This window comes from Desulfosarcina sp. (assembly GCF_033791525.1).
Taxonomy (GTDB): domain Bacteria; phylum Desulfobacterota; class Desulfobacteria; order Desulfobacterales; family Desulfosarcinaceae; genus Desulfosarcina.
Genome location: NZ_JASJGN010000095.1, coordinates 1 through 26,405, shown reverse-complemented (window position 1 = coordinate 26,405; position 26,405 = coordinate 1). Strand labels below are relative to the sequence as shown.

The 26,405-nt window shown below is 54.1% G+C and carries 24 protein-coding genes and 1 pseudogene; 9 read left to right on the top strand and 16 right to left on the bottom strand.

The genetic code is table 11. The features are described from left to right. Nucleotides 1–476 precede the first annotated feature (476 nt). Entirely contained in the window at nt 477–731 is a 255-nt protein-coding gene (locus tag QNK41_RS04585) for a hypothetical protein (RefSeq protein WP_319254221.1), read from the bottom strand. Between the two features lie 173 nt (nt 732–904). On the opposite strand from QNK41_RS04585, the gene QNK41_RS04580 reads away from it, so the two are divergent. After that, on the top strand, nt 905–1,528 hold the full coding sequence (locus QNK41_RS04580; RefSeq protein ID WP_319254219.1) for a J domain-containing protein: 624 nt from the start codon (nt 905–907) through the stop codon (nt 1,526–1,528). 4 nt (nt 1,529–1,532) lie between these two features. Here the strand turns inward: QNK41_RS04580 and QNK41_RS04575 are convergent, their stop codons facing one another. Beyond that, on the bottom strand, nt 1,533–2,984 hold the full coding sequence (locus QNK41_RS04575; protein ID WP_319254217.1) for an aminoacyl-histidine dipeptidase: 1,452 nt from the start codon (nt 2,982–2,984) through the stop codon (nt 1,533–1,535). A gap of 314 nt (nt 2,985–3,298) precedes the next feature. On the opposite strand from QNK41_RS04575, the gene QNK41_RS04570 reads away from it, so the two are divergent. Further along, entirely contained in the window at nt 3,299–3,466 is a 168-nt protein-coding gene (locus tag QNK41_RS04570) for a hypothetical protein (RefSeq protein ID WP_319254215.1), read from the top strand. 224 nt (nt 3,467–3,690) lie between these two features. Here QNK41_RS04570 and QNK41_RS04565 read toward each other — a convergent pair whose 3' ends face one another. The 6 genes from QNK41_RS04565 to QNK41_RS04540 all read right to left on the bottom strand — a co-directional run bounded on the left by QNK41_RS04565 (nt 3,691) and on the right by QNK41_RS04540 (nt 11,285). Further along, nucleotides 3,691–4,491 carry an inositol monophosphatase family protein gene (locus QNK41_RS04565; RefSeq protein WP_319254213.1) on the bottom strand — a complete coding sequence of 267 codons (801 nt, stop codon included), beginning with the start codon at nt 4,489–4,491 and terminating at the stop codon, nt 3,691–3,693. A 271-nt stretch (nt 4,492–4,762) separates the two neighbouring features. Next, nucleotides 4,763–4,945, bottom strand: coding sequence for a zinc ribbon domain-containing protein (locus tag QNK41_RS04560; RefSeq protein ID WP_319254212.1), 183 nt, complete (start codon nt 4,943–4,945; stop codon nt 4,763–4,765). A gap of 204 nt (nt 4,946–5,149) precedes the next feature. Beyond that, nucleotides 5,150–6,592 (bottom strand): DegQ family serine endoprotease, encoded by a 1,443-nt coding sequence (locus tag QNK41_RS04555; RefSeq protein ID WP_319254211.1) that lies wholly within the window; start codon nt 6,590–6,592, stop codon nt 5,150–5,152. A 173-nt stretch (nt 6,593–6,765) separates the two neighbouring features. Continuing rightward, nucleotides 6,766–9,120, bottom strand: a complete 2,355-nt coding sequence (locus QNK41_RS04550) for an ATP-binding protein (RefSeq protein ID WP_319254210.1) — start codon at nt 9,118–9,120, stop codon at nt 6,766–6,768. 91 nt (nt 9,121–9,211) lie between these two features. Continuing rightward, nucleotides 9,212–10,630 (bottom strand): sensor histidine kinase, encoded by a 1,419-nt coding sequence (locus QNK41_RS04545; RefSeq protein WP_319254209.1) that lies wholly within the window; start codon nt 10,628–10,630, stop codon nt 9,212–9,214. After that, the gene (locus QNK41_RS04540) at nt 10,608–11,285 is read right to left on the bottom strand and encodes a response regulator transcription factor (protein ID WP_319254207.1); all 678 of its coding nucleotides are present in this window, start codon (nt 11,283–11,285) and stop codon (nt 10,608–10,610) included. The genes QNK41_RS04545 and QNK41_RS04540 overlap by 23 nt, the downstream gene beginning before the upstream one ends. Before the next feature lie 257 nt (nt 11,286–11,542). On the opposite strand from QNK41_RS04540, the gene QNK41_RS04535 reads away from it, so the two are divergent. Beyond that, entirely contained in the window at nt 11,543–12,142 is a 600-nt protein-coding gene (locus QNK41_RS04535; RefSeq protein WP_319254205.1) for a hypothetical protein, read from the top strand. After that, nucleotides 12,126–12,530 (top strand): GatB/YqeY domain-containing protein, encoded by a 405-nt coding sequence (locus QNK41_RS04530; protein ID WP_319254203.1) that lies wholly within the window; start codon nt 12,126–12,128, stop codon nt 12,528–12,530. Before QNK41_RS04535 ends, QNK41_RS04530 begins: the two co-directional genes overlap by 17 nt. Before the next feature lie 17 nt (nt 12,531–12,547). Here the strand turns inward: QNK41_RS04530 and QNK41_RS04525 are convergent, their stop codons facing one another. From QNK41_RS04525 to QNK41_RS04515, 3 genes are read right to left on the bottom strand one after another with little or no spacing between them, the layout of a single operon-like run. Continuing rightward, a complete protein-coding gene (locus tag QNK41_RS04525) occupies nt 12,548–13,789 on the bottom strand; it encodes a NupC/NupG family nucleoside CNT transporter (protein WP_319254201.1) in 1,242 nt (413 codons plus the stop codon). A 57-nt stretch (nt 13,790–13,846) separates the two neighbouring features. Continuing rightward, nucleotides 13,847–14,104, bottom strand: coding sequence for a hypothetical protein (locus QNK41_RS04520; RefSeq protein WP_319254199.1), 258 nt, complete (start codon nt 14,102–14,104; stop codon nt 13,847–13,849). 40 nt (nt 14,105–14,144) lie between these two features. Further along, nucleotides 14,145–14,543 (bottom strand): hypothetical protein, encoded by a 399-nt coding sequence (locus tag QNK41_RS04515; RefSeq protein WP_319254197.1) that lies wholly within the window; start codon nt 14,541–14,543, stop codon nt 14,145–14,147. A 454-nt stretch (nt 14,544–14,997) separates the two neighbouring features. Between QNK41_RS04515 and QNK41_RS04510 the strand changes: the two genes are divergently transcribed. The 3 genes from QNK41_RS04510 (at nt 14,998) to QNK41_RS04500 (ending at nt 18,858) form a co-directional block, all read left to right on the top strand. Beyond that, a complete protein-coding gene (locus tag QNK41_RS04510) occupies nt 14,998–17,034 on the top strand; it encodes a PAS domain S-box protein (protein ID WP_319254195.1) in 2,037 nt (678 codons plus the stop codon). Continuing rightward, a complete protein-coding gene (locus QNK41_RS04505; protein WP_319254193.1) occupies nt 17,003–17,680 on the top strand; it encodes a response regulator transcription factor in 678 nt (225 codons plus the stop codon). The genes QNK41_RS04510 and QNK41_RS04505 overlap by 32 nt, the downstream gene beginning before the upstream one ends. 893 nt (nt 17,681–18,573) lie before the next feature. Further along, on the top strand, nt 18,574–18,858 hold the full coding sequence (locus tag QNK41_RS04500; RefSeq protein ID WP_319254191.1) for a hypothetical protein: 285 nt from the start codon (nt 18,574–18,576) through the stop codon (nt 18,856–18,858). Nucleotides 18,859–18,934: 76 nt separating this feature from the next. Here the strand turns inward: QNK41_RS04500 and QNK41_RS04495 are convergent, their stop codons facing one another. After that, nucleotides 18,935–21,274, bottom strand: coding sequence for a helicase C-terminal domain-containing protein (locus QNK41_RS04495; RefSeq protein ID WP_319254189.1), 2,340 nt, complete (start codon nt 21,272–21,274; stop codon nt 18,935–18,937). A 152-nt stretch (nt 21,275–21,426) separates the two neighbouring features. On the opposite strand from QNK41_RS04495, the gene QNK41_RS04490 reads away from it, so the two are divergent. Then, nucleotides 21,427–22,386 carry an aldo/keto reductase gene (locus QNK41_RS04490; RefSeq protein WP_319254187.1) on the top strand — a complete coding sequence of 320 codons (960 nt, stop codon included), beginning with the start codon at nt 21,427–21,429 and terminating at the stop codon, nt 22,384–22,386. 272 nt (nt 22,387–22,658) lie between these two features. On the opposite strand, the gene QNK41_RS04485 is transcribed toward QNK41_RS04490, so the two are convergent. Then, a complete protein-coding gene (locus QNK41_RS04485) occupies nt 22,659–23,069 on the bottom strand; it encodes a DUF3617 domain-containing protein (RefSeq protein WP_319254185.1) in 411 nt (136 codons plus the stop codon). Nucleotides 23,070–23,288: 219 nt separating this feature from the next. On the opposite strand from QNK41_RS04485, the gene QNK41_RS04480 reads away from it, so the two are divergent. Beyond that, nucleotides 23,289–23,477 (top strand): hypothetical protein, encoded by a 189-nt coding sequence (locus QNK41_RS04480; RefSeq protein WP_319254183.1) that lies wholly within the window; start codon nt 23,289–23,291, stop codon nt 23,475–23,477. 18 nt (nt 23,478–23,495) lie between these two features. On the opposite strand, the gene QNK41_RS04475 is transcribed toward QNK41_RS04480, so the two are convergent. From QNK41_RS04475 to QNK41_RS04465, 3 genes and pseudogenes are all read right to left on the bottom strand, one after another. Next, nucleotides 23,496–24,806 carry a nucleotide sugar dehydrogenase gene (locus tag QNK41_RS04475; RefSeq protein WP_319254181.1) on the bottom strand — a complete coding sequence of 437 codons (1,311 nt, stop codon included), beginning with the start codon at nt 24,804–24,806 and terminating at the stop codon, nt 23,496–23,498. Nucleotides 24,807–24,970: 164 nt separating this feature from the next. Next, nucleotides 24,971–25,846 (bottom strand): radical SAM protein, encoded by an 876-nt coding sequence (locus QNK41_RS04470; protein WP_319254179.1) that lies wholly within the window; start codon nt 25,844–25,846, stop codon nt 24,971–24,973. Between the two features lie 157 nt (nt 25,847–26,003). After that, a pseudogene (locus QNK41_RS04465) lies at nt 26,004–26,405 on the bottom strand (hypothetical protein); the annotation flags it as partial.

Genomic DNA, 26,405 nt, shown 5'->3' with positions numbered 1-26,405 from the left:
TTGAACCGCGATAGCGAGCGCATTCCTCGCCGCTTGTCAAAGCAAAGCGGAGATCCCGTTACCGGGGTCGGCGCAGAGCAGAGATGCCGAGCAGCGGTGCGGCGGGGTTAGCGAGCGAACTGAAAATCGATTTTTTATCCTTACGGTGAAGATTCCCCGCGGCTTGCCGCGGGGAGGGTTCAATTCCGAATAGGGGGATTCGAAAAATTGAGGAATTCAGGAATTGGCGGAGCAGCTTGCCGCCGCGATTCGCCCAGACCGAACAAACTCAAGAACGCCAACCATCATGTCGGTGCGCCCTTAATAAATTGGGTGTCTGTAAAAAAGTGGTAGATTTTGGTTCAGGCCAAGGCCGCAGCGAGGTTGAAGCCGGAGGCGTAGCAGCGCTACGTCGAGGATAGCGCTGAAGCTTCACTACGTGCTCAACGGAGCGAGAACGCAGGCATGGGCCAAAAGATGCCGCTTCTGGATAAACACTACTTGGCGGCCCGCTTGACAGCCCGCTGCAATGCACCGGTGATCTTTTTGGCCGGCCAGGCTGTCACCGACCATCCGATGGCCAGAATCATCAGCCAGACCATGACTTCACCCCCCTGGCTGAGGTTCCTCCCCTGGGTAAGCAAGGGGCCTAAAAAAAGGGCGCAGACCAAACCGGCGACAATGCGCCAGGCATCGTCTGAAAAAAGCAGATAAAAAAAAATATAGGAGACGGTAATGTTCGGTTTTCGCATGTTCACTCCACTGTCAACGATGGGTTCCGTTCGTTGAGTAAAAGCTTTTGGACGCCGGGTCAAGGAAAAAAAATTACCTCGGATTACGCCGGAATTTGGGTCGGCGACGAGGCCCGGATTGACACCATGGCCCGTTTGACCTATTTTGGCACGATAACAAACAGGGACCAGGAATGAATTTAGCGACGAGCTTTAAGACATTGGGGATCAGCCCTGAAGCAGATGAAGCGCAGGCTAAACGCGCTTACAAGGCCCAGGTGCGGCGATGGCATCCGGATCAGTTCCCCGAGGGGTCGGCCACCAAGGCCGGGGCCGAAGAGCAGCTGAAGCAGATCAACATCGCCTATGCCCGCGTCAAGGTACACCTGGCCATGCACCGGCCGGATCCGACGGTCTCGGCCAGCGCCACCCCACCTCATCCGGATCAGGGCGGCACCGACCGCCACGAACCACCCGGCGGAAATTCGAAAAAGCGCTCCTGGGTCGACCACCTGTTCGATGCCCTGAACGCCTATGCGGGGAATCGTGCCGGCGAGCCATCGGCGCCACCGGACGGTGAAACCGATACCAACCGGCGAAGGACCTTTGAACAGGTCCTCGATGAAATGGCCGGTGGGGGCATTCCCCCCAAACCGAGGCGCCGACCGGGAAACCCCGCTACCGCTGGCCGCCACGTCGCCTCCGGCTACCGGCACTATGGCCGCAAAGGTGCAACCGTGGGTACGGTGGGCGGCTCTGAAAGCCCGGGACCGGTTAAACCGGTAGGACGCGTTCGGGGAATCGGCAGAAACCGATAATGCTTTATCGTCCCAACGATTTCAGCAAAGCCACCAGCAGCAGCCACACCTTTTCCACCGACGGCAGATAGAGCCGCTCAGATGGCGAGTGAGGATTCTCCATGGTGGGTCCTAAAGAGATCATATCCATGCCCGGGCACCGGTCGCCGATTACCCCGCATTCCAGGCCAGCATGCATGATCTGCACCGTGGGTGCGGCATCAAACAACTCCCGATAAAGCGCCGTGCAACGTTTGAGTAGTGGAGAGTCGCGATTCATGGGCCACGAGGGATAACCGGTACCGGTTTGAACCGTGGCCCCGGCAAGGCGGCCCACCGCCTCAACCGCCAGGCAGATGGAATCGAGCCGGGAGGGTACTGAACTGCGCTGGTTGGTCGTCACCGCCAAAGCATCGCTGCTTAGCTCCACCAGGGAGAGGTTGGTGGACGTCTGCACCAGGAGCGGAAGGTCTTCGGCCATTTCAACCGGACCGCTGTGCAATGCCGCCAGCAGGTTCACTGCCACGGCCGTATTTTTTTCAGTGACGCCGCGTTGGCCCGCCTTCACCGGACCTTTTTTATCAACGGATACGTCCAACTCCGGATCCGCCGTCTTGTATTCCTGTTTGATGAGGTCGGCGACTGAATCGATCCTTTTTTCCAGGTCATCAATCGCGTCCCGGCGGCAAGCCACAAGTGCCTCACAGCCACGGGGAATCACATTTCTGCCGGTGCCGCCCTTTAGCGCCACGAGCCGCATCGGTGAGACCGCCATCCCGGCACTCAGCAGGCGGGCCATGACCTTATTGGCATTGGCACGATGTTTGGCGATGTCCACCCCGCTGTGCCCCCCCTTCATGCCTTGGGCGGACACGCGCAGCAAGTCATAGGCGCCGTCGAGGATCTTGACATCCAATGCCCGATTGATGGTGGTGTTCCGTCCCCCCGCGCACCCGACGACGAAAACGCCTTCATCTTCTGAATCCAGGTTGATCAGGATTCTGCCCGAAAGCAAAGTTGGATCCATATTCAGAACGCCGGTCAGGCCGGTCTCTTCGTCTACCGTAAAAAAAAGCTCCAGAGGCGGGTGGGATACGTCCGGGCGGTCCACCAGGGCCAGGGCCATGGCAATGGCAATGCCGTTATCCGCTCCCAGGGTAGTTTCCCCGGCACTCAGCCAGGGGCCATCCTGGACCATGCGGATAGGATCTTTGGAAAAGTCGTGATCCGAGCCGTCCTGTTTTTCACAAACCATGTCCATATGGCCCTGAAGAATGACGATTGGTGCCTGCTCAAAACCGTTTGATGCCGGTACCGGTATGACCAGGTTGCCAGCGGAATCCGATTTTACCGGAAACCCCCTGTCCATAGCCCATTGCTGCAGCCAGCGGGATATCTGCTGCTCCTGTTTCGAGCATCGTGGAATCTGGTTGATCTGTTCAAAATAATCGATGATCGTGCGAGTCGCATGGTCCACGGATCGTTCTCCTTGCATACGTCAAACTGATTTATTGAACCCTCCCCGCGGCAAGCCGCGGGGAATGTTCTGCCTGAAACGGCAGTGCTTCGCAGCACCGTAAGGATAAAAATCGATTTTCAGTTCGCTCGCTAACCCCGCCGCAAGCGGCGCGGAATGCGCTCGCTATCGCGGTTCATGGCAATCCGAATAATACCATGGGTGCGTTGGCCAATTCTGAGAAAAGCAGTTAAGATATAAAAGCAAAAGCCGATATACTAATTAACAAGCGGTTTAACCCCGTAACCCCATACGGCAGGACGCGGAATAACCCCATGAACACCAAGCTGCTGATGATCATCGCCTTCTTATTTTTTCTCTCCTGGAGAAAGGCAGCAGACAGCTTCCTCCTGTTCTGCGCCTTATTTGCCGTCGGCCTGTTCGTTTGTGTGGTTATCTATCGAATGGAAAACACCCATTCCGTGGTCGACGACGATACCTAACCCGGAAAACTGAAAATAACCAATCACAAGCACTAATTTGAAGACCATGAAGGTTTGGAATTTTGAATTTGGCGATTGAGATTTATTGCGAAGCATCGGGTCTAATACCCCGTCGCTTGCGACGATAAAAAGATCCGATCCTTGGTGATACCCCGCTGCTTGCGGCGGGGTAGTTCATTTTGGTATTTGGTATTTGTGATTTGGCATTCTTAAGGTATTTCAGGTCACGTGCGTCTCTCCAAACAGCCCAGCACCGCCTGGCAATTGCCGGAAGCGGTAACCAGCAGGTGCTCTTCGATCCTTGCTCCGTTCAGATAGTCGTTGAGATAGAATTTTTCGCCGCTGGCTTTAAACAGCCGTCCGCCGGCCGCCTCCACGATCATCCGCGCGGCTGCCAGGTCCTGAAAGGATTCGTTGGCCGTGACGGCCACATCCGCACGCCCCATGGCCACATAGCACAGGTGAGCACCGGTGCAGCCCAGGTTTCTGATCTTTCCGGGAAACCGGGAAACATAGTGCCGGTGGAATCTTGAAAAGGTGAACATCAAGCTTTCGTCGTCGATGGTGCGATCATCGGGTATCCGGATGCGTTTCTCGCCCCAGAAAGCCTTGCCGCCAGCCCTGGCATGAAACAGATCACCGGTGGCCGGCATATAAAAGGCACCGAATACCGGCCAGAAATTTTCCAGAAGTGCCAGGGACATGCCCCAGATGGGAATACCCGCCTGGTAATTGTCGACGCCGTCAATGGGGTCGAAGATCCACAAGTATCGCCGGTTGTCATGGGTATAGGTGGTATCCAGCGTTTTACTGGTGAACATCCGGTGATCGGGATACTGGTTGTCCAACGCTTGCTGGAAGCACGTGCTGATCTGCAACTCTGCCCGGGTGACCAGCCCTTGATCAAATTTGGTCGCCCCCCTGCCCTTGCCGAAATAGTCCAATGCCGTTTGACCGGAACTTCGAATGGCGTCAAGGGCAAAGGCTGTCAAGGCTTCGATCCCATGGATTAGCTCCTGTGTCATGTCACCCCCTGGTGGTTTGTGATACGGTTTACCGAAGACATTTATGGCGGAACAAATGAAAAAAACCGGCAATCCTCCAATAAAGAGGGCCGGTTTTATCTCTTAGCGCATACAGGACAGAAAACTCATGCAACCGCGCGAGCGGCGAAACAACTGCCAGTGGCGGCAGGTATGCGCTCAAACGAGAATAATCGGGCAATGAAAAATGGAGCAGGCGGGTTTTAATTGATCATATCGCCGATTCTTCGTTGAGAAGATTCTGGCTTGCCGGCTATTTTTTCGACGAGGCATATCCATCGGCATACCATCCGCCGCCTTTCAATTCGAAGCTGCATGCTGAAATTATTTTCTTGGCCTTATCGTGGCATTTGGGGCACTCGACCGCTTGGGTATCCATCCGCACCAGTTCTTCGGTAATATGGCCACATTTGCACTGAAATTCGTAAACCGGCATCACTCTTTCCTTTCTGGGTCGGGCGTTTCGTGCAAACAGCTTGATAGCTCGCAATCGCCCGTTTTCGAGCCAACTTAGTTCCGTTTTGTCATCGTGTCAAGACCCGATCGTAACAGTTTTGAATGCCGTAAAGCTCCCCAAAAAAACCGGCGGACCCGATGCGCCAAGCCGAATCCGCCGATCACCTCACTGAACTGACAATGGCTATTTTCGCTCTATTTTCACCACCAGATACCCTGCGTTGCGCCGCTTGACCAGCAGTTGAATGGTATCACTGTCCTCGTTCTTTTTGATCAGTTGGGCAAAAACTTTCCGGTCTTTCACCACGGTGCGATTGATTTCTTTGATGATATCGCCGGGTCGTACATCGGCATCCCGGGCCAGGCTGTCATCTTTTACATCCGTAACCAAAACACCGTATTCTTTGCCCTCAATACCCAAACGGCGTGCGATATCCGAATCCAGGTCCGTGACCTCGATACCCAGTTCGTCGTCGTCCCGACTCTGAGCGGCCAGCATCTTCTCATCATCGTCGCGTTTGGCCAGGGTCACTGTCATGACTTTTGTCTTGCCGTCCCGTATCAGGTCGACTTTTGTCTGATTTCCCACCGGTGTGTTCGCAATCATGGCTGAAAGCTCCCGGCCGGTTGTCACCTTTTGACCGTCCACGGACAAAATAACGTCATTGACTTTGATTCCGGCTTTGTCGGCCGGATCCCCCTCGAAAACCTGGGTGACCAGTACGCCCTTTTCCGCCTTCAGGCCGTAATAGTCGGCCAGTTCCGGAGTAAGGTCCTGAATCCCCACGCCCAGCCAACCGCGGGTAACTTCTCCCTTGTCCTTGAGCTGCTCGATGATGCCCTTGGCCATGTTGATGGGAATGGCAAAACCAATACCCTGTCCACTGGCGATGATGGCCGTGTTGATGCCCACCACCTCACCATCCATATTTAGCAGCGGCCCGCCGCTGTTGCCCGGATTGATCGAAGCGTCGGTCTGGATAAAATCGTCGTAGGGTCCCGAACCGATGATTCGCCCCTTGGCGCTCACGATGCCGGCGGTGACCGTCTGCTCCAAGCCGAAGGGGCTGCCGATGGCCACCACCCAGGTGCCCACCTTCAGTTTTTCTGAATTGCCCAGTTCAAGGGGTTTAAGATTTCTCGCCCCTTCGATGCGAATCAGGGCAAGGTCAGTCTTCGGATCCCGTCCCACCAATTCTGCGTCGAACTCCTTATCGTCGGCCAGGATCACCTTGATCTGGTCGGCGTCCTCGATCACATGGTTGTTGGTGACGATGAAACCGTTGTCATCGATGAGAAATCCCGAACCCAGGCTACGCTGTTTGAAGTCGCGCTGTTGGCCATCTCCTTGAAAGGGACCGAAGAATTCGTCAAAGGGGTTCCGTTTGCCGCCACGGGGGTTCCCAAAAAAATGCCGGAAGACCGGACTGCCGCCCTTGATGATTTTTACGGTGCGGATGTTAACCACACCGGGTCTGGCTGCTTCGGCCAGTTCGCTGAAGCTTTCCGGTGCAGAGAATGCGTGTACGGTTTGGACACCTGGTGTGGCTCCCCCTAAGAAAGCAGCCGCGCCGAATAACAGAAAAAAGAAAAGAAACGAGTGAACCTTCTGATTAGTCTTGATCATGAACAACCTCCTGGTGCGTCTTAATTTTAAACGCGTAATCGTGTTATGTTGAACCTGCAAATATTTTGATGAACGTGAATATAACCCACAAGGGTTACGGCAAGATGATTTTAAGATTACCAAATGGTAATTTTAAAGAAGGTGGCAGGGAGTAAGGCTAATCAAAAAGCAGATTAGTCGTTGACCGGGGAATCGGGCGGTTCATCGGTGGACGCGGCTGCCAGTTGTTCCCGCAATGCCATGCCGATCTGCTCCATACGGTAGGGCTTTTTAATATAAGGGCCGGCACCTAAACGCTGGGCTTCCAGTACACGCTCGGACTCCGAAAAGCCGCTGGCGATTACCGCTTTCTGGCCTGGAGAGATAGCCAGAATCTGACGATAGGTATCAAGGCCGTCCATATCCGACTCCATGATCATATCCAGAACCAGGATATCCACGGGGGTCTTGCGGATGTATTTAACTGCTTCCACGCCGCTGACAACCGTATCCACCTGGTAGCCCAGGCGTTTTAGCATGAATGTAGCCAGATCACGCTGCTCCTTAATGTCATCCACTACGAGGACGGACTCGCCGGCACCGCGGTAACGATCAATGGGGAGTTCCTCAGCATCCATTTTTATATTCTGTCGGGTAATAGGGAAATAGAGGTCAAATACCGTCCCCTGACCTTCGATGCTGCGGGCATCGATAAAACCGCTATGATCTTTCACCGTACCCCACACCACAGCCATGCCCAAACCGGTGCCACTGCGCCCCATTTTTTTCTTGGTGTAAAATGGCTCAAAGATCCGTTCAAGGTCCTGGGTTGAAATCCCGACACCGGTGTCGGCAACCCGCAGCAGCACATATTCGCCTTCCAACACCGTTTCGAATCCGTGCATCGGCCGGTCCACATAACAGTTCTGGGTGCTTAAGGTAATCTGCCCCCCGTCAGGCATCGCCTCGGCAGCATTGGTGACCAGGTTCATAACGGTTTTCCCCAGATGCACCGAGGAGCCGACAATGTTGAACAGCGTTGGAGTCAGATCCGAATGAATACTCACTTGAGGATGGAAAGATTTAAGCCTGGCCAGTTCAGGACTGCCTAAATAGTCCTGAACCACTTGGTTCAATCCAGTCACGTCGGTAACGGCCACCCCCCGCCGTGCCAGGGTCAGCATATCCTGAACAATGGCCGCTGCTTTTTCGCCGGATTGTTTGATTGTTTCAACGATGATGCGCATTTCGCTGCCCTCGGGAATGTCCATGAGGAGCAGTTCCGGATAGCCTACCAAACCCGAAAGGATATTGTTCAGATCGTGAGCCACACCACCGGCCAGGGTACCGATGGCCTCCATTTTCTGCGCCCGCTGCAGTCGGGCCTCCATCTCCTTCGTCGCTGTAATATCAGTGGCCACGGTGAGCTGAACCAAACGGCCGTCTTCCCACACGATTGCACGGGCAGAAATAATGTACCAGCGGCCGTTCACCGGATTTTTATCTTCCCAGGAATAGCTTTGCCCGGGTCGGCCATTTTCGTCCAGCAACAGGCGGCCCTTGCACTGATGGCAGGGTGCGTCCAGTTCATGGGTCACTTTGTGGCAAACTTTACCGGCGACATTGTCACCGTAAGTCTTTTTCATATGGCGGTTGGCCAGCAAAATGATGTGCGTTTCCATATCAACCACATGGATATCCGCATCGATGCTGTCGAGGATCGAAGCGAGTTGTTCGTGACTGGCCCGAACCCGTCCCTCGGCCTGTTTTCTCTCGAGGATCTCCTTATTCAAATCCCGGTTGATCCGCTGCAGCGCGGCGGTGCGTTCTTCGACCCGTTTCTCCAAGTTCCGGTTGGTATTTTCTGTTTTCTCTTTTTCTTGTTCCAACAGGAAATTCAGGAGGAAATTCTTACGGTGGTGGGTTTCGATAGAGTAGCAGATGAGCATTCCCAATAGATTGATCCCCATAAAATGGGCACCAAAAATCAACTGGATGACTCCGGTGGCGTCCATCAACCACATCATCGCCGCCTGGTAGGCGCCAATCACCAATAGCCCGGCAATGGAGGCGGTAATGAACCTGGCATGGATAAACGTGTATCCGAAAAAAACGCAAAAAATGGTACCTACCCCGTAAAAAAAGGACTCTGGGGTAGGTGTGATCACCACCATGGCCACGTAAGCAAACCCGGTGACGATAATATAAAAACCATTCACGAGCTGCCATAACCGACGGTAGGTATCGGTGTAGGAGAAAATCAGTCCCAGCAGGAACACGGGGCACACCAGCACATACCGGATAAACCACAACTGGAATTTCTGTTCCGGAAACACATAGGCGTCAAGAATACCGAATATACTGAAAAAAAGAACTGCATAGAGTTTGCAGCGACGCACATGATCGATAGAGTTATTATAGTAGGCCTGCTTAAAGGGTTGTTCCAAGGATTGGTGATTTCCCGTAAAGGCCAGGGTCAACGGGTTGAGGCTGACTCGAAGCATGCTGTAGGGAATGGCGACGTCAACTTTTTCCAGGGTTAAATTCATGGTTCACCATTGATTTTCGCCAACAAAAGCGGTGTCGCCGTAAAAGGATAAGGTGCAGATACAATGCATGGATTCGACGCAGTGCAACTTCTCAACTGGCTTGCGTCCGAGGCAGGCAGAAAGTGAAAACACTTCCACTCCCAAGTGAGCTTTCGACATTGATTTCGCCGCCATGGACGTGGGCGATGGCCCTAGCCAAGCTCAACCCCAGGCCGAAGCCACCGGTTGCCCGACTCTGGTCACATCGAAAGAACCGGTTGAATATCTTCGGCAGGTCTTCAGTGTCGATACCGATGCCACTGTCTTTTATGGAAACGTTAATCATTTCAACATCCTTATCATGAAACCCGCGAATGTCAATATTACCCGGTGCCGGTGTATATTTGATCGCATTGTCCAAAAGATTGGCAACCGCCCGCTGAAGTATTTTCAGATTCCCCATCACCATCAGCGTATCAGGCATGTCGCAGGTCAGGGAAAGTCCCTTGTCTTCGGCCAGGGGAGCAAAAAGCGCGATCGCATCGCGCACCACATCGGCCATATTCACGGATTCAAGGATCACGTCTCCAGTACCGGCATCGGATTTTGATATCATCAACATGGTGTTGATCAAATCCAGCAACCGGTCGCACTCCTCGATGGTGCTGCCGGCCAGGGTCAGCTCATCGCCGCCGGGGGATGCACCGGAAATGCTTATTTCCGCCATACCGCGAATCCGCGCCACCGGGCTTTTCAAATCATGGGCGATATTGTCGCCCATCTCACGCATACCGACAACCAGCCTTTCGATGCGGTCCAGCATTTGGTTGAAGGTCACCGCCAGCCGGTCAATCTCCTCATGACGGGCCATGATTGGCACCCGACGACTAAGGTCAGATTCGGAAATCTGCCGGGCAGTGCGGGTGACCGCTTCCACGCCGGAAAGGGCACGCCTGGCCATGAACCATCCCACCAGGACTGCGGTCAAAATCAGCGCCGACATGGTGATGAGAAAAATCTTCTTGAAAATGGCGATAAAAGCCGTGTCGTTCTCCATGGAGTAGCCCAACTGTGCTACGACGCCTTTGCCGATGATCCCGTAGGCAATGCGAACACGATCCGGCCGGCCGGCAATGGTCAACGTTTCATAGACCCGTGAACGGCCCTCTACCAATTGGCCGACAGCATATCGGTTGATCCCGATCTCCTGCCAGTAGGTCATGTTGGATGAAGAAAAAGCCACGCCACTGGCATACAGCAGGCGGAAGAAGATCTTTTTCTCACCGGCTGCCTGGGATTCGATCAGTGCGGCAGATTTGACATCCTCAAGTCCCTGAAGGTTGTAGATGGCCTCGAATTCGGAGATTTTATCGGAAAGTCGGCCGTCCAGACGTTGCCTCAGATTGGTGGTAATCAGGACATAGAAAAAAAGAAATGCCAGGCAGGAGGACAATGTGAAAACAATCCCGTACCATAAGGTCAGCCTGAAGGAGAGGGATCGATGCAGTTTAATCGTTCTGGCGAAGGGCATACCCCACCCCGCGGACCGTGTGGATCAGTTTGTCTTCGAATCCCTTATCCACCTTATCGCGGAGCCGGCAGATCCGGGCCTCCACCACGTTGGTCTGGGGATCGAAATGGTAATCCCAGACATGTTCCATGATCATGGTTTTAGACACTACTCGGCCGGCATTTCTCATCAGATATTCCAGAAGCGAGTACTCCAGTGGTTGCAAATCGATTTTACCCCCCCCGCGGCGTACCTCCCGCGTCAACATATCAATCGACAGCTCACCGCACGACAATCGGGTGGGTTCTTTGGCTCCGCTGGCCCGCCTGATCAGCGCCTGTACCCGGGCCAACAATTCTGAAAAGGCAAATGGTTTGCTCAGATAGTCGTCACCGCCGGCTTGAAGGCCCCTGACCCGGTCATCGATGGAACTTTTTGCGCTGAGAATGATCACCGGGGTCATTACCTTTTCCCGGCGCATCCGCCCAATCAGGGACAGGCCATCCATTCCGGGCAGCATGATATCCACAACCGCGGCATCGTAAGGTTCGCTGAGGGCCAAGTCCAACCCCACCGTTCCATCCACGGCATGATCCACCGCAAACCCTTCCGCCTTGAGACCCTTTTTAACGAAGGAGGCGATTTTTTGGTCGTCTTCAACCAGTAAAAGCCGCATTTTTTTCTTCCATTTTTACAGGTTAAGAAATCCGTCGTACACTCATCCAAAACAAGGCGAGCACTCGTTAACCTTGTTTTGAAAATTGCTGCAACTACCTTAGCATGCAGCCAATCCGCATCCCATAGCAAGACCGCCATAGTAAAAAAAATACATGAGTGCGGCACCTTAAGCCCACAGCGCAATTATCTTGACAAAATTGTCGGTCGCTGAAACATTGGGCACCATTTTCAATAGTAGTTGAAACTGGAAAAAAAATGAAGAAAAAAAAGTTATCCCTTCGTTGGGCGGGCGCGTTCATTGAGTTGTGTATGGGTCGGATCACCTTGGAAAATAAAGGCCAAATCGATACCCGCTGCACCGGCCTATACGATGATATTCAATCCTCATGGTACGACAACACGGAACTCTTAAAAGGGGTTTTCGGTGCGGACAACTGGTGGTCCGTTGACGATCTGGGTCATGCCATGGGACTTGTTTTTGCCGACCGATCCGCCATCGACACCGATTTGTCAAAAATGGCCTTTGAAATCGATGGCACCCCGGCAACCATCGATCCTGAGGCACTTCAACTGAGTTTCTATGCGCCTGAGGACATCGACCCGCTCGACAATGATGAATGGGTCGTCTGCCACGGCGCCCGACGGGATGCGATTCTGCACCTGGATGCCAAATTTGTCCCCCCCTTCGACCCTTCGTTGATCACGCTGTCTTTTTTTCATTACCCGGATTTTGGCTACATCCTGATCGACCTGGATCACGATGGAAATGATGATGTCCAGTTTAACTTAGGAGAAACGACGTACCTGAAACCTCGATTCTTCAGAAAGGATCATTTCAATGACACTTCAAGATAAGCTGAAAGCGGATCTGAAATCAGCCATGAAGGCGCGGGACGAGACTAAAAAAGATGCAATCCGGGTCGTCATGGGAGAAATGGCCCGTTCGGATAAAAAGCAATTGCCGGATGATGAGATCATCAAGATACTAAAAAAACTGATTAAATCGGAGAAGGAAATGCTGGAAAAGAGCGGTCGGGGAGCGACATCACCCTTTATCGCCATCATCGAGGCCTACCTGCCCAAAATGGCCACCCAAGATGAGATTGGCCAGTGGATTACCGCCAATATCGATTTTTCAGCCTACAAAAATAAAATGCAGGCCATGGGCACCATAATGGCCCACTTCGGTGCGTCGGCCGATGGCAATACCGTCAAGCAGGTGCTTCAGAATTTTCCTGGATAAAAGTGGTCTTAAAACACTCAATTCAGGATCCCCACCACTGCACCCGTCATGCAGGTGGCCAGAGTACCGGCCACCACTGAGCGTAAACCCAATGCAACGATCTCGCTGCGCCGGCCCGGGGCCATGGTTCCCATTCCCCCGATCATTATCCCTAAACTGCCGGGGTTGGCAAACCCGCACATGGCATAGGTCATGATGAGCATGCTGCGGTCACTCAGTGTACCCGGGGCCAGGCGGCTGAGTTCCAGGTAGGCTATAAATTCATTCAAAATGGTTTTTACGCCCATAAGGCCACCGGCCGCCGGCGCCTCCTGCCAGGGCACACCCATGCACCAGACGATCGGTGCCATCACGCCCCCCAACACCCGCTGAAGGGTCAGGGGCCGCCCTCCCATGTCAGGGAGCACTCCCAACATCGTATTGACCAGATGAACCAGCGCCACCAGCACCACCAGCATGGCGACGATATTGATCAACAGTTCAACACCTTGAAGCGTGCCCCGGGTGACAGCATCCATGCTGCCGGCATCCGGATTCTCCACCACCAGTTGTCCACCGGTGGGAGATCCGGTTTCAGGGACCATGACCTTTGCGACGGTGACGGCAGCCGGCACGCTGATAATGGAGGCGGTGAGGATATGGCCCATGACACCGGGAATGGCATCACCCAGAATACTGGCGTATAACACCATTACCGTTCCGGCAATGGTGGCCATGCCCGCCGTCATCAGGGTAAACAACTCACTGCGGGTCATCTTTTCCAGGTAGGGTCGCACAAATAGCGGGGACTCGACCATGCCGACAAATACGTTGGCCGACACACCGAGTCCTTCTGCGCCGCCCAACCCCATCGTCTTTCGCAAGCACCAGGAAAAGCCCTTGACCACCAGAGGAAGGATGCGCCAATGAAAAAGCAGGGCCGACAGGGCGCTGATCACCAAAACCAACGGAAGCGCCCTGAATGCAAGCACGAAGGCGGCACCGGGATAGGTCTCGACAAAGGGCAATGGGGCGCCGCCGAGATAGCCGAAGACAAATGTCGTGCCGGCAGTGGTGGCCGCCGCCAGTGCCATGACCCCGTCGTTCAGCACCAGGAAGAATTGCCTGAAAACCGTTACTTTAAGCAGGATCAGGCCGGTGATCACCTGGGCGCCGATTCCCACGACGACCATTTTCAACGACACCTGTTTGCGATTTTCGCCCATCAGCCAGGCCAGAAGCAGAAAAACCACCAGCCCGGCCGATCCCTGTAAAACCATGGATGCTGCCCCTGTCGTCCGTTAGCGTTGCCGAAACCCATATATCGCGGATCCGCTCTATCCGCCGTCCCGGATCAATTCTTTCGCAATCTGGATGTCGTATGCCCGATTCGGATCGAACCGACCGCGTTTCTCATACAGCACCTGAGCCTGTTGAATGGCATCATAGGGGACCCAGCCGTGATCATTCCAGACGCTGGGGTCGTCTTCATTTTTCATTCTGAATTCAACATCCTCGTTTTTCTCGCGCACATACATGCGCACCCGCTTGTTCTCGGGAACGGGGTAGTAGTAGATACCGATTTTGTCTTTCATGCCGCTATTGGTCCTCCGATGATTGGGTCATGATGGTCTCCTAAAAAAGGCCCCTTTCCTTTAAAACCGATGCGGCCTTCCCACCAAGACGGGTGACCCGGGTCAGGGCCTGCGTCAGATGAAAAGCGGTCTCCTGAGGAACGCCGGAATTGATCATCACCAGCGCCATGTTGATCTTTTTCCCGATCTCGTGCCAGCAACTGTCACCGGTGATCCTGCCGGCCAGATCCGATTCATCGGCAACCATATGGGCGAGCGTTTTAAGCAGACTCAGGCCCTGCCGTCTACCCGGACCGTCCATGGCCGCCACCTGGTCGGAAACCTGGCAGATCCAGATTAATCCAGACTTGACTTTCTCGCTCTGGGCGTAGGCCGAAATGGCCTGTTTGACGGTAATCCGGCGATCGTCATTCGTTTCCAGCGGTTCATAATCAGTCACGTTGGGCCCACCTTTTTACCAATGGTATCGTGTTCTAACGAATATTTCACCTTTTTCAAAGTTTTTTCTTTTCAGAGATAGGGTTCTGAGATAACTTTTAAGCAGTTATTATTGAAGAACGCGTATAAAGTTGCATTTGCGACGGATTCGTAAAAAGCCCGAGATCAATGCTTGCGAGCCGCGAAAGCGAGCAAGGTCCGTGAGCGAACTTGAAATCGATCGTCATCCATACGGCGCTAGGCAGCACTGCCGTTATAGGCAGAACATTGCCAGCTGGGAATCTTCAATCCTGAGAATACCGCTATCACGGGTGCCGAAGGCAGCGTACTTACGGTACGCCGCAGTGACGAAGGATGAAGCGTAACGCAGATATTTATCCGCCTCAGGCGGATCGGGCTTTTTACGAATCCGTCATTATTGACCCCACCCTCAACCACCCACAGAGGTCGTCCGGATGAGCGAACGCAGCCGATTGGAGCACCTTGCCATCTCTGCAAAGGAATTTCAGTACGGCGGAACGCTCGGTGTTGCCCTCGAAACCCCTCGTGCCGACCATCGCCCTCCCCAGGAAGTGTCGAAGGAAAGGGATCTTCAACTGTCCGCCATTATCCATGCTTTTGACGGATTTGTGTATGTTTGTGACAAAGACTACCGCATCGAGTTCATGAACGAGCGGTTGATTCAACGCACGGGCTTTGACGGCACAGGGCAGATTTGCCACAAGGTCTTGCATAACCTGGACAAGGTTTGCCCCTGGTGCTGCAACGACCGCGTGTTCAAAGGGGAAACCGTTCGATGGGAAGTAAAGAGCCCCAAAGATCAGCGCTGGTATTACGTGATCGACACCCCCCTGGTGCATCCGGACGGATCAATTTCCAAATTCGGGATGATCATCGACATTCACCTGCGCAAGGAAGCCGAAGAAAAGTTGGAACGGCACCGGCGCTATCTTGAAGAACGGGTACACGCCCGAACCCGTGACCTGACGCTGATCAACGAACACCTGCTCAACGAAATTGAAGACCGAAAAAAGATCGAAAAAACGTTGAGAGAGAGCCAGGAGCGGCACCGCATCATTTTCGACGGCTCCCGGGATGCCATTTTCATCAGCGGCGCCGACGGCGCCATCCTGATTTTCAACCGCAGCGCCACCCAATTGACCGGATACCGGCCGGATGAACTAAAAAAGCTTAAAATTTTTGATCTTTACGCCAAGGTTGACCCCGGACGGCACAGCGATTTTTTTAAACGCATCTGGGCCGGTCAATCCATCTCCGGTGAAGCCAGAATTGCCAGGAAAGACGGCAGCACCATCTATACGGAATTCAGCAGCCGAAAGATTGTGATTGCCGGCAAAGCCTGTGCACATACCATTGCCAGGGATGTAACCGCCCGTAAAAAATCCGAAGCCGCCCTTCGCCGCAGCGAGGCAAAATACCGGGAACTGGTCCAGAATACCAACAGCATCATCGTGCGCCATGACCCCTTGGGGCACATCACCTTTTTCAATGAATATGCCCGTAAATTTTTCGGATTTCCCGAAGAAGAGGTCATCGGGCGAAACATCTTGGGAAGTATCATTCCGTGGCGGTCCTCCGAAGGACGGGACTACCGTTCGCTGATGATGGACTTTTTGAAGCATCCGGAACGATACCCCACCAATGAAATCGAAAATATCCGTCTGGGGGGGCTGCGAGCCTGGATTGCCTGGACCAACAAGGTCGTGCGGGATAAAGCCGACCGGATCGTTGAAATCCTGAGCGTTGGTGTCGATGTCACCCAGCGAAAACGGGCCCAGGATCAGGTGCAGTTTCTCACGCATCAATTGATTAAAGCGCAGGAAAATGAGCGCCTTAAAATATCCAGGGATTTGCACGATCACATTGCCCAGGACCTGTCCACCCTGAAAATCAGCCTGGAGACCCTGTTTAAAAACCAGTCGACGGAAACAAATAATAAAGTTTCGCAAATGTCCGATATCCTGCAGCGGTCGATTGCAGCGGTCAGGGATATGGCTTACGATCTGCGTCCCCCCGGCCTGGATCAGCTGGGGTTAGTCAAAACCCTCTACCTGTATTGTGAGGATTTTTCAAAATCCACTACCGCGGAAATCGATTTCGCTGCCGCCGGTGTGGATGAACTGAACCTGGAATATGAAACGGAAATCAACATTTACCGTCTGATCCAGGAAGCCTTGAACAATATCAAACGGCACGCCGGCGCCAACCGGGTGACGATCCGGGTTGTCGCCTCCTCTCCGGACATCGTCATCCGCATCAAAGACAATGGTAAGGGCTTTGACGTGAACGACCGGCGTAAATGGGCCCTGAAGGAAAAGCGCATGGGCCTGCAAAGCATGGTGGAGCGGGTTCGTCTGCTGCAAGGGAAAATCAACATTCAATCCAGACCCAACAAAGGCACCTATATTTTCATTGCCATCCCGCTAAAGGAGAACACAAGTGTCTTCCAGGAAGAGCATTCTGATTATTGACGACCACCCACTGTTCAGAGAAGGCCTTAAATCCATCATTGCCGGGGACCGTCATTTCGCGGTCGAAGGTGAGGCCGGAGATTCACGCAGTGGTTTGGCCATGGCCAAAAAGATCAAGCCGGACGTAGCCCTGGTTGACATTTCGCTGCCTGATGAAAGCGGAATGCAGTTGACCCGACGAATCCGGGAGGCCCTGCCTGACACCCGGGTGATGATTATCAGCATGCACTCGAAGATCGATTACATCGTGGAAGCCTTCCAGGCTGGTGCAACCGGCTATGTGGTCAAGGAGTCCGCCGCCGGCCGACTGGTTCAAGGGCTCTATGCCGTTATTCAAGGTGAGTATTTTCTGGACAGTTCCATCTCTCACGAGGTCGTGGAGCGGCTGATGAAATCACCGGTCCGCGAGGCACGGGTAAGTGATACGGACTATGGCCGTCTCACTCCCCGGGAACAGGAAATTATGCGCATGCTGGCCGAAGGGCTCCCGAAATCAGAAATTGCCGACCGGCTTTGCATCAGTATTAAAACTGTCGAGAATCACCGCTCCAACATCATGAAAAAACTCGATCTGCACAGCGCCATGGATCTCGTGCGGTACGCAGCCAAGCTGGGACTCATCGATATCGACCTGTGGAAAGAGTGAGCCCGAATGCTGTTAACCAACAAGAATAGACTGCTTACTATTTTGATCTGTCGATTGAACAATCGCTTCGACGCAATTTCCCGCCAGTGACGAACAATGGATCTTTTAATCTTGACATGAAGCCATCTCAACATCTTGTATATAGATACGCGCTTACCCCCAAGATTTCGCACCACTCGGGATTTTCTCCCGGGATATAGTAAAAAAACCTAAAAAAATGAGTCGAATGCCCTATAGACTTTTTATTTTCTGCCGATAGTATGAGTACAGCAGAGAAAGTTGATTGTCTAAAAGGGGTGGAGAATTGACTGATCCTGCCGATGATTTCCTTGAATGGACAACAGATCGGGAGGTTAACGGGTACCATGTTCTTTTAACAGCCAGTGATGGTATGGCGCATGCTACGAAAGGAGAACAAGATGATATCTTCTCCATGCAAAACCTGCGAAAGAAGGAACGACCCGAAGGATGAATGCCTGAAAGACTGTAAAATTTTGCATGACGTTCAGGAATTCCATCTGATAACCGCAAAAAGCATCTGTTACAGTGCTATCGACTGCACCGAGGAAAGCCGTTACCACATCAAATCACCATCTGCGGCCATGATGAGCCCATATTAGCCTCCTTGCTTGCCGGTTTACGATAATCGGACCCAATCAATGGCCTCGGTCTACACCGGTTCACGGCTATCCGTCCGAATAACGATGCATCGGCAACTGGGTAAAAAGCGGTTGCGGCCGGGAGCTTCACAGTTGCTGCTCCGCTTTCTGGCATTGCGTAACCTGTATCCACCGGCGTATTCGTGCACATCGAATCAAACCGTGCCGTCGTTTTCGGATCATCGGTACCGTCTTTACACCCCTGAACTTTGACCAACATCAAAAGAGCTAACGATGATGGATCAACATCGATCTTCCGTTCCGGAAAACCAGAAACCATACCGTTCCAGCAGCCAAACCAACCAGACCGCAAAGGATGACATCGAAAAAAAGATTTGTCCCGCCGGACAAGTGGACATTATCGCCATGGTCCGAAGTCTGCAGCGAACCGCGGGGATGACGGACTGTTTCAGAATGGGTAATGCGGACTGCGACTTTATCGACTGCGACTGGCGTACCTACTGTCTGGGCGCAGCGGCGGACCCCAAGAAAAAAGGAACCCCGACAAAACTGAAATAGACCGGTTCAAAGCCTTTTCCGCTGGCATCTATCCAAGTTGGTACAATGCAGGACGTCCTTTTGGAAGGGCTGGCAGTCAATGGCCGGCTGACCAGAATCGCTTCAGCCGGTTTTCCATTTGCTGTTCCGATCCGGCCATCGCCATTGCCCACTGGTCGGGCAGCAGACCCTGGTAAGTGGGGCGGCAAAACCGCTGATCCACGAGCAGCAACGCACCGCGATCCTGATCGGTGCGAATCACCCGACCCGCAGCCTGCAGCACCCGGTTGATCCCCGGGAAACGGTAAGCGAAATCAAACCCTTCCCCCCGCCTGTCGAAATAGCCGCGAATCAGATCTCTTTCCGGGCATATGGCCGGCAAACCCACACCCACAATGACGGCACCACTGAGGCGCTCGCCCACCAGGTCGATACCCTCGCCGAAAATCCCCCCCATGACGGCAAATCCGACCATCGTTCGATTGTTCTGCGTTGAAAAACGGTCCAGAAACCGGGCACGCCCGGCATCGTCCATCTCGCGCACCTGAACCAGGACCTGGACATCACCCTCCGTTAGATCAAATCGATCGACCACCATGGTCATGTATTCATAGGATGGGAAAAAGCACAGGTAGTTGCCTTTTTTGGAGTGGATGAAGCTCCGCACCAGGGCCACAATCCGATCGGCGCTCTGTTCCCGCTGGGCGTAATAGGTAGATATGCCGCTTGCAATGAGCACCTTCAGATTTTTTCGGGGAAAGGGGGACGGGATGGCCAGCATGGCCGCGGTCGGTTCGCATCCCAGTATGTCCTGGAAATAGCCTGCCGGTGTCATGGTGGCGGAAAAGAAAATGACCGACCGGGAACGCCGCAGGGCCAATTTCAGGCGACTGGAAGGGTCCAGGCAGAACAGTTTGATCTGCAGGTCTTTGCTGGTCGCCTGACGGCAGGTCACATAACTGTCGTCAAACTGATCCCACACCCGCAAAAATCCACTGGTCTCGAAGTAACGCTCCATGACGATTTCCCGGAAGGGCGCCGATTGATTCTTGGCCAGCCAGCGCTCCGACACCCGCAGAAAACCACGCAACAGGGGTTCCAGTCCGTCGGGCAGGTGGGCCTCGGATTGAAAGCCGTCGGCGTCCTGAATCCTTTTTCGGGCATCGAGCATCCAGGTGTTGATTTTTCCCGCCCCCCGATAAACCGCTGGCAAGTGATTCTTCACCGCCCGCCTGAGCTCGAGGAAATCGCTTTTGCGCAGTTTGGCGGAAAACATCTCGCGGGATCGGTCCACCAGATTGTGGGCCTCGTCTACCAGAAAGGCATAGGCGCCGTTTTCCTCATCGAAAAATCGCTTCAGGTACACGCGGGGATCGAAGGCGTAGTTATAATCGCAAATAATGCAATCCGCCCAACGGGAGAGCTCCAGGGAAAGCTCAAACGGGCAGACCCGGTGGGAGTGGGCCACGGCCTCGATGGCGCTGCGATCTATATTGTCCCGCAAGAAAGCATCATCCAACGCCTCCGGCAGCCGATCGAAATGACCACTGGCATACGCGCATTCATCCGGATTGCAGGTGGCATCGGGACAAAAGCAGATCTGGTCCTTGGCAGTCAGGCTTACCCGCTTCAATCGCAGTCCCGCCTCCTGCAGGAGGTTCAGGGCGTTGATGGCTGAGGCCTTGCCGGTATTACGAGCGGTAAGAAAAAAAAGCCGATCGGCATGGCCCTCACCGAGCGTCTTAATCGCGGGGAAGAGCGCCGCCATGGTTTTGCCGATGCCGGTTGAGGCCTGGATGATTGCCTGGCCGCCATCCCGGATGGTTCGATAGACGGCGACGGCCATGGTGCGTTGGCCGGTTCGATAAGGCATAAATGGAAAGTCGACTGATTGAATGGTGGCATTGCGAAGATACCGCCACTGGACGAGGGTCGTGGCCCACTTCAAATAACGGTCGACCAGCTCCTTAAAAAAAGATTCCAGCCCATCGCGGGTCCAATCCTCGACCAGTTCCAGGGTGTCGCCCGTATCCAGATGGCAGTATGTCAGCCTGATGGTCACCGCCCCAAGGTCCTGCGCACTGGCCAACAGGTACGCATAAACCTTGGCCTGGCCCCAATGGCAGGGCGCCGGCGTTTTTTCAAATGTTTTCAGGTCTTTTGTGGTGGATTTGATCTCTTCGACGACCATCGTTCCCTCGGATTCGATAACCCCATCGATGCGACCGGCAACGACCAGGATCAGATCTTCCGTTTCCACTTCAATCGAAACCGGTACCTCCGCGCGATACCCCTCAGGCCGCTGCCGCTGGATTTTCTGATGGGCACGAATCCCCTCGAGGCGTCGCCCGGATAGGGCAAATCGCATATCCAGGTCACCGGCACGGAGTACTACGTCGACCAGCGTTCTAACAGCAATTTGATGTCGTTCCTTCACGGGTGTGCGGCCCCTTCCGAGCGGTTCTTCTTGCCATTGACGAAAACGGGCACTACTGTAAATATCGAAACACTTTTGGTCAAGCCGGCAAATCGTCGCGGGTGCTTTCAGCGGCCGGACAAACAAATAATGGGATCGAAAAGGGAGGAAAAATGAAATCAAGAGTGCTGGGAAATACGGACATCCACCTGTCCCCGATAATCATGGGCACCTGGCAGACCGGCAAATCCATGTGGACGGGCATCGACGACGCGCAAAGTGAAAAGGCCGTCCAGGCGGCCATGGATGCCGGCATCTCCACTTTCGATACCGCCGAAGTATATGGCAACGGGCACTCGGAAAAAATGTTGGGCAAAGCCATCGGCAGCCACCGCGACAAAGTGGTGATCCTGTCCAAGGTCTTTTCCAACCATCTTAAATACGACCAGGTGATCGCTGCCTGCAACCGCTCCCTGAAAAACCTGGGAACCGACTACATGGACCTTTACCAGGTTCACTGGCCCCCTGGCTCCTTCGGGGCCAAACCGGTGCCGATGGAAGAAACCATGAAGGCCCTGACCGATCTCAAGGACCAGGGAAAAATCCGCGCCATCGGTGTATCCAACTTTTCTCTCGATCAGCTCAAAGCCATATGTGAATTCGGACCCGTAGAGAGTCTCCAGCCTCCCTATTCACTGTTGTGGCGGCATGTGGAAACCGATAGCCAGGCTTGGTGCCTGGAAAACCGGGTAACCATCCTGGCCTATTCACCCATAGCCCAGGGGCTGCTCACCGGTAAATTCGGTCCGGATCACCAGTTTGAGAAGGGGGACCACCGCAGCAGCAACCGTCTGTTCCAGCCGGATGTCTACCCGCATGTGCAAGAGGCCCTGCGCGCCCTTCGCCCCATTGCCGAAAAGAAAGGCATCACCATGGCCCAACTGGCCCTGGCCTGGGTGATCGCCAAACCCGGCGTCTGTGCCATTGCCGGTGCCCGGAATGCGAGGCAGACGGCCGACAACGCCAAAGCAGCCGACGTCACATTGACCGAGGCCGAATTGGATGAATTGGACCGCATCAGTCGTCCGGTCACCGATCTGATCGACGATAATCCGGTGCAGTGGAAATGGTAGGAAAAGGGTTCCGGGTTCAACGTTCAGGGTTGACGGATACGTAAAAAGCCCGATATCTGCGTTACGCTTCATCCTTCGTCACTGCGGAGTACCGTAAGTAAGGCTCATTCCTCAGGATGGAACATGAATGTTCGCCGTAAGGATCTTGATCGGTTTGCCATTCGCTCGCCATAGCTCACTTTCGCGGCCCGCAAGCCTTGATCTCGGGCTTTTTACGAATCCGTCGGAAATGCGACTTTTTACGAGTTCATCACCCTTTGAATGGATGCCATTTATGGACAGGGGCCGGTACGCCTGCCACTCATCTCGGTCACCATGGCCATCCCCATATGCTCCGTGGTCATCTCGCCCTCAAAACGGTCGCCGTGGTAGGTTATCTTTCCCTTGCCCTTCATATTGCCGGCCTGTTCGCCGCAGACCACCGACCATGACACCGTGCTGCCGGTTGTCTTCATGTCGGAGACCTTGCAGTCGTCCTGTCCGGGCGAGTTGCTCTGGGGAACGGCATTGTCCTTGGTGATACACTGGGAAAAGGTCATCGGGGGAATGGTCATGCCCTGCATTTTCACCTGAGAGGTAATCTCCCACATACCATCCTGCATGTTCATTTCTGAACCGGCGTAAACTGCGCTGCAAAAGCTTACGAGCCCCAGACAGATCCCGATAGAAATCCGCTTAACCATTTTCATGTCTCCTTAGTTTTATCAGTCAGGAAAAATTGGCACTAGATCACAGCCCAATGGGATACTATAGAGGACTCAGCCCTGGCCAAGTCCCTTCAAGCATAGCCGTCATTTTTTTGAACCACAACGAAAAAAAAGAAAACGCTGTGACCGGATCTGTCACAACCGGATGTTAATCTCGGAATTATCAAATTGATCAACCTTAAACGGAGGGATTTCATGAGAAAGCACGAACTGACCACCGATTATCACGACTATTTCGAGTATTTCGGGAACACTGAGATCGAACGAATCAGACGGCGGTCCGGTCGGACCCTGAGGCGGGACTGGATCATTTTTGACACCGTTGAGGAAGCCATGGATTTTTTCAACAGTAAATGCGGGGAATTCGTGGGGTATTACATGTAGTTTTAAGGCGAACGGGTATCACAAACGCCAATAGTTGATGCCTTCCTTTTCGGCATCGCTCGGTTCGAAAGCACTTTTCACATCCACGACCACGGCCCGGCCGCCACCGCACAATCCGGCCAGACCCGCCAGCCCCATATCCCGGTATGGTTTGTGGGAAACGGCCACCACCAAAGCATCTACGCCGTTGAGTTGATCCAATGCCTTCAGCTCTACACCGTAATAGGCCTTAGCTTCGTCGGGGTCCGCCAGCGGATCGTTGACCAGGACATCGATGCCGTAATCGGCCAGTTCAGCGATGATGTCAACCACCCGGGTGTTGCGAAGGTCCGGCACGTCTTCTTTGAATGTGATGCCGAGCACACCGACCCGGGTGCGGTTGATCTGTTTCCCCTCCTGGATCATCAGCTTAACGACCCGCTCGGCCACATATTTGCCCATGCCGTCGTTGATGCGCCGGCCGGCCAGAATCATCTCCGGATGGTAGCCGATGGATTCGGCCTTGAATGTCAGATAATACGGATCGACGCCAATGCAGTGCCCGCCCACCAGGCCGGGTCTGAAGGGCAGAAAGTTCCATTTGGTGCCGGCAGCTTCCAGCACCGCCATGGTGTCGATGCCCATGATGTCGAAAATCATGGACAGTTCGTTCATCAGGGCAATGTTCAAATCCCGCTGGGTGTTCTCGATCACCTTGGCCGCCTCGGCCACCTTGAGGGAGGGCGCCACGTGGATGCCGGCCTTGACCACACTGCCGTAAACCTTTTCCAGCAATCGGGCCGTGGGCGCGTCAGACCCGGAAACGATCTTCATGATCTTGTCTACCGTGTGCACCTTGTCCCCGGGGTTGATCCGTTCCGGCGAATAGCCCACACTGAAATCCCCGCCGAATACCAAGCCTGATTCCTTTTCTAGGATGGGTACGCACACCTCTTCGGTGGCCCCGGGGTAAACGGTGGATTCGAATACCACGCAACTGCCTTTGGTCAGATGGCGGCCCGTGGATTCGGACGCGCTGCGCAGGGGCGTCAAATCCGGAATACGGTACTGGTCGATGGGGGTCGGGACGGCGACGATGATCAGCCGGCAGTCGCCAAGGGCCTGGGGATCGTCCGTGTAGACGACGGTGGCGGCGGCCATCTCTTCTTCGGAGACTTCCAGGGTACGGTCCTTGCCGGACGTCAGTTCGGCGATTCTGCTGGATTTGAAATCGTAGCCCACCACATCGAAATAACGGGAGAGATGAACGGCCAGGGGCAGGCCGACATAGCCAAGGCCCACTACCGCAATCTTTTCTTTTTTCGCCGACAGCGCATCAAAGGTCAACATCAGCCACCTCTCCTTGGTTTTCAGCAGGTTCGCAAAATACGGACAACCGCATGCATGTTTTGACAGTTTGGCAACTTGCGGCAACATACATCATATCTTGCCGAGATAAAAGAACAATCACCTCAGGTGAGGGAAATTGAAACCTCCGGGACATCTCACCCGTTCTACTGGTCGCCGATAAAAAAGGGCCTGAAATCCGTTTCCGGCCGTTTCAGGGCATCGTCGATCTGCGTCAGCAGGCGGTGGCGGCAACCGGGCAGACGCCCTTCCAGGTTAATGTAATTGGTGTAGTGATCGCTGGTCAGCCGCGACGGGGCGGCCAGCAGCCGGATCATCCTGGCCGCTTCTTCAAGCACTCCGTGAGGTCCCAGCAGTTGAAAGGCGCCGCTTTCAACCCACTTGAGCAGGGGTGTGTGCAGCTTGGGCACGAAGGTCCGCAGGCGAATGAAATCCGGCGCGATGCGGTTGAGTGCGTCGGCGGTCTGGGTGGCGTGCGCGAGGCTACCAGCCACACCGCCGATGCCCAGAATGACGTAAAGGCTCAACTGGATGCCGGCGGCCATGGTCCACTGCCCAGCTTCCACCTGTTGCCTGGCCGTGGTGCCTTTACGGATCAGCCTCAGGATCTCGTCGTCCCCGGACTCCAGTCCCACATGGATGCGGCTCAACCCCGCATCGGCCAGGCGCTTCAACTCATCAGGGCCCTTTTTGTGGATGTACTGGCTGGAGCCGTAAACGGTAATGCGTTCCAGGTTCGGAAAGATGTGCCGGGCATGGGCACAGATGCGGCAAAGGGCATCGGTGGGCATGGCGATGGTGTTGCCCGCCGGAAAAAAAAGCGTCCGGACGCCGCTGCCGTGAAGGCTCCGGGCATGGTCCAGATCATTGATAATATCTGCCACTGGCCGCACCCGGTATCGCGGGCCGTTCTTGTAGACCATGCAGAAGGTGCAGCGGTTGTGGGGGCAACCGATGGTGGCCTGGACCAGCAGTGAGTTGGCCTCGCTGGGGGGACGATAAATGGGACCTTCATAGTTCATGGTTTGTGACTAACCTGGATAAACCGGAAACAGACAATTGCAAGCATCGAATCTTGAACCAAGAAATAACAAATCCCAAATCTCAAACAAATTCCAAATTTCAATATCCAAATCTCAAACTAACACCGTTTGGAATTTCGAATTTGTTAATTGTGATTTATTTGGAATTTGGCTTTTGTTTTTTCGTGCTTGCTGTTTCTTTCGATTCTTTTAGCTGAAGCTTTTTTAACAGCCGCCGCAGCTCCCCCTGGCGTAAATGCCGCCAGGATCCTTTCCCAAGGTCGCCCAGCTTCAAATCAGCCACGCGGAAGCGATGGAGGCGAACCACCCGGTTGCCCACTTTTTTCACCATCCTTCGGATCTGCCGGTTCTTGCCCTCCATCAAAACGATACGGAAGCGATTGCCGGAGACGCGGCGCACACGGGCCGGCCGGGTCATGACACCGGACAGCGGCATGCCTTGTTCCATGGACGCCAGGGTCTGATCGGCAAGGGGCCACTGCACGGTCACGTCGTACTCTTTTTCGTGGTCGAAGGAGGGGTGGGAGAGGCGGTGATG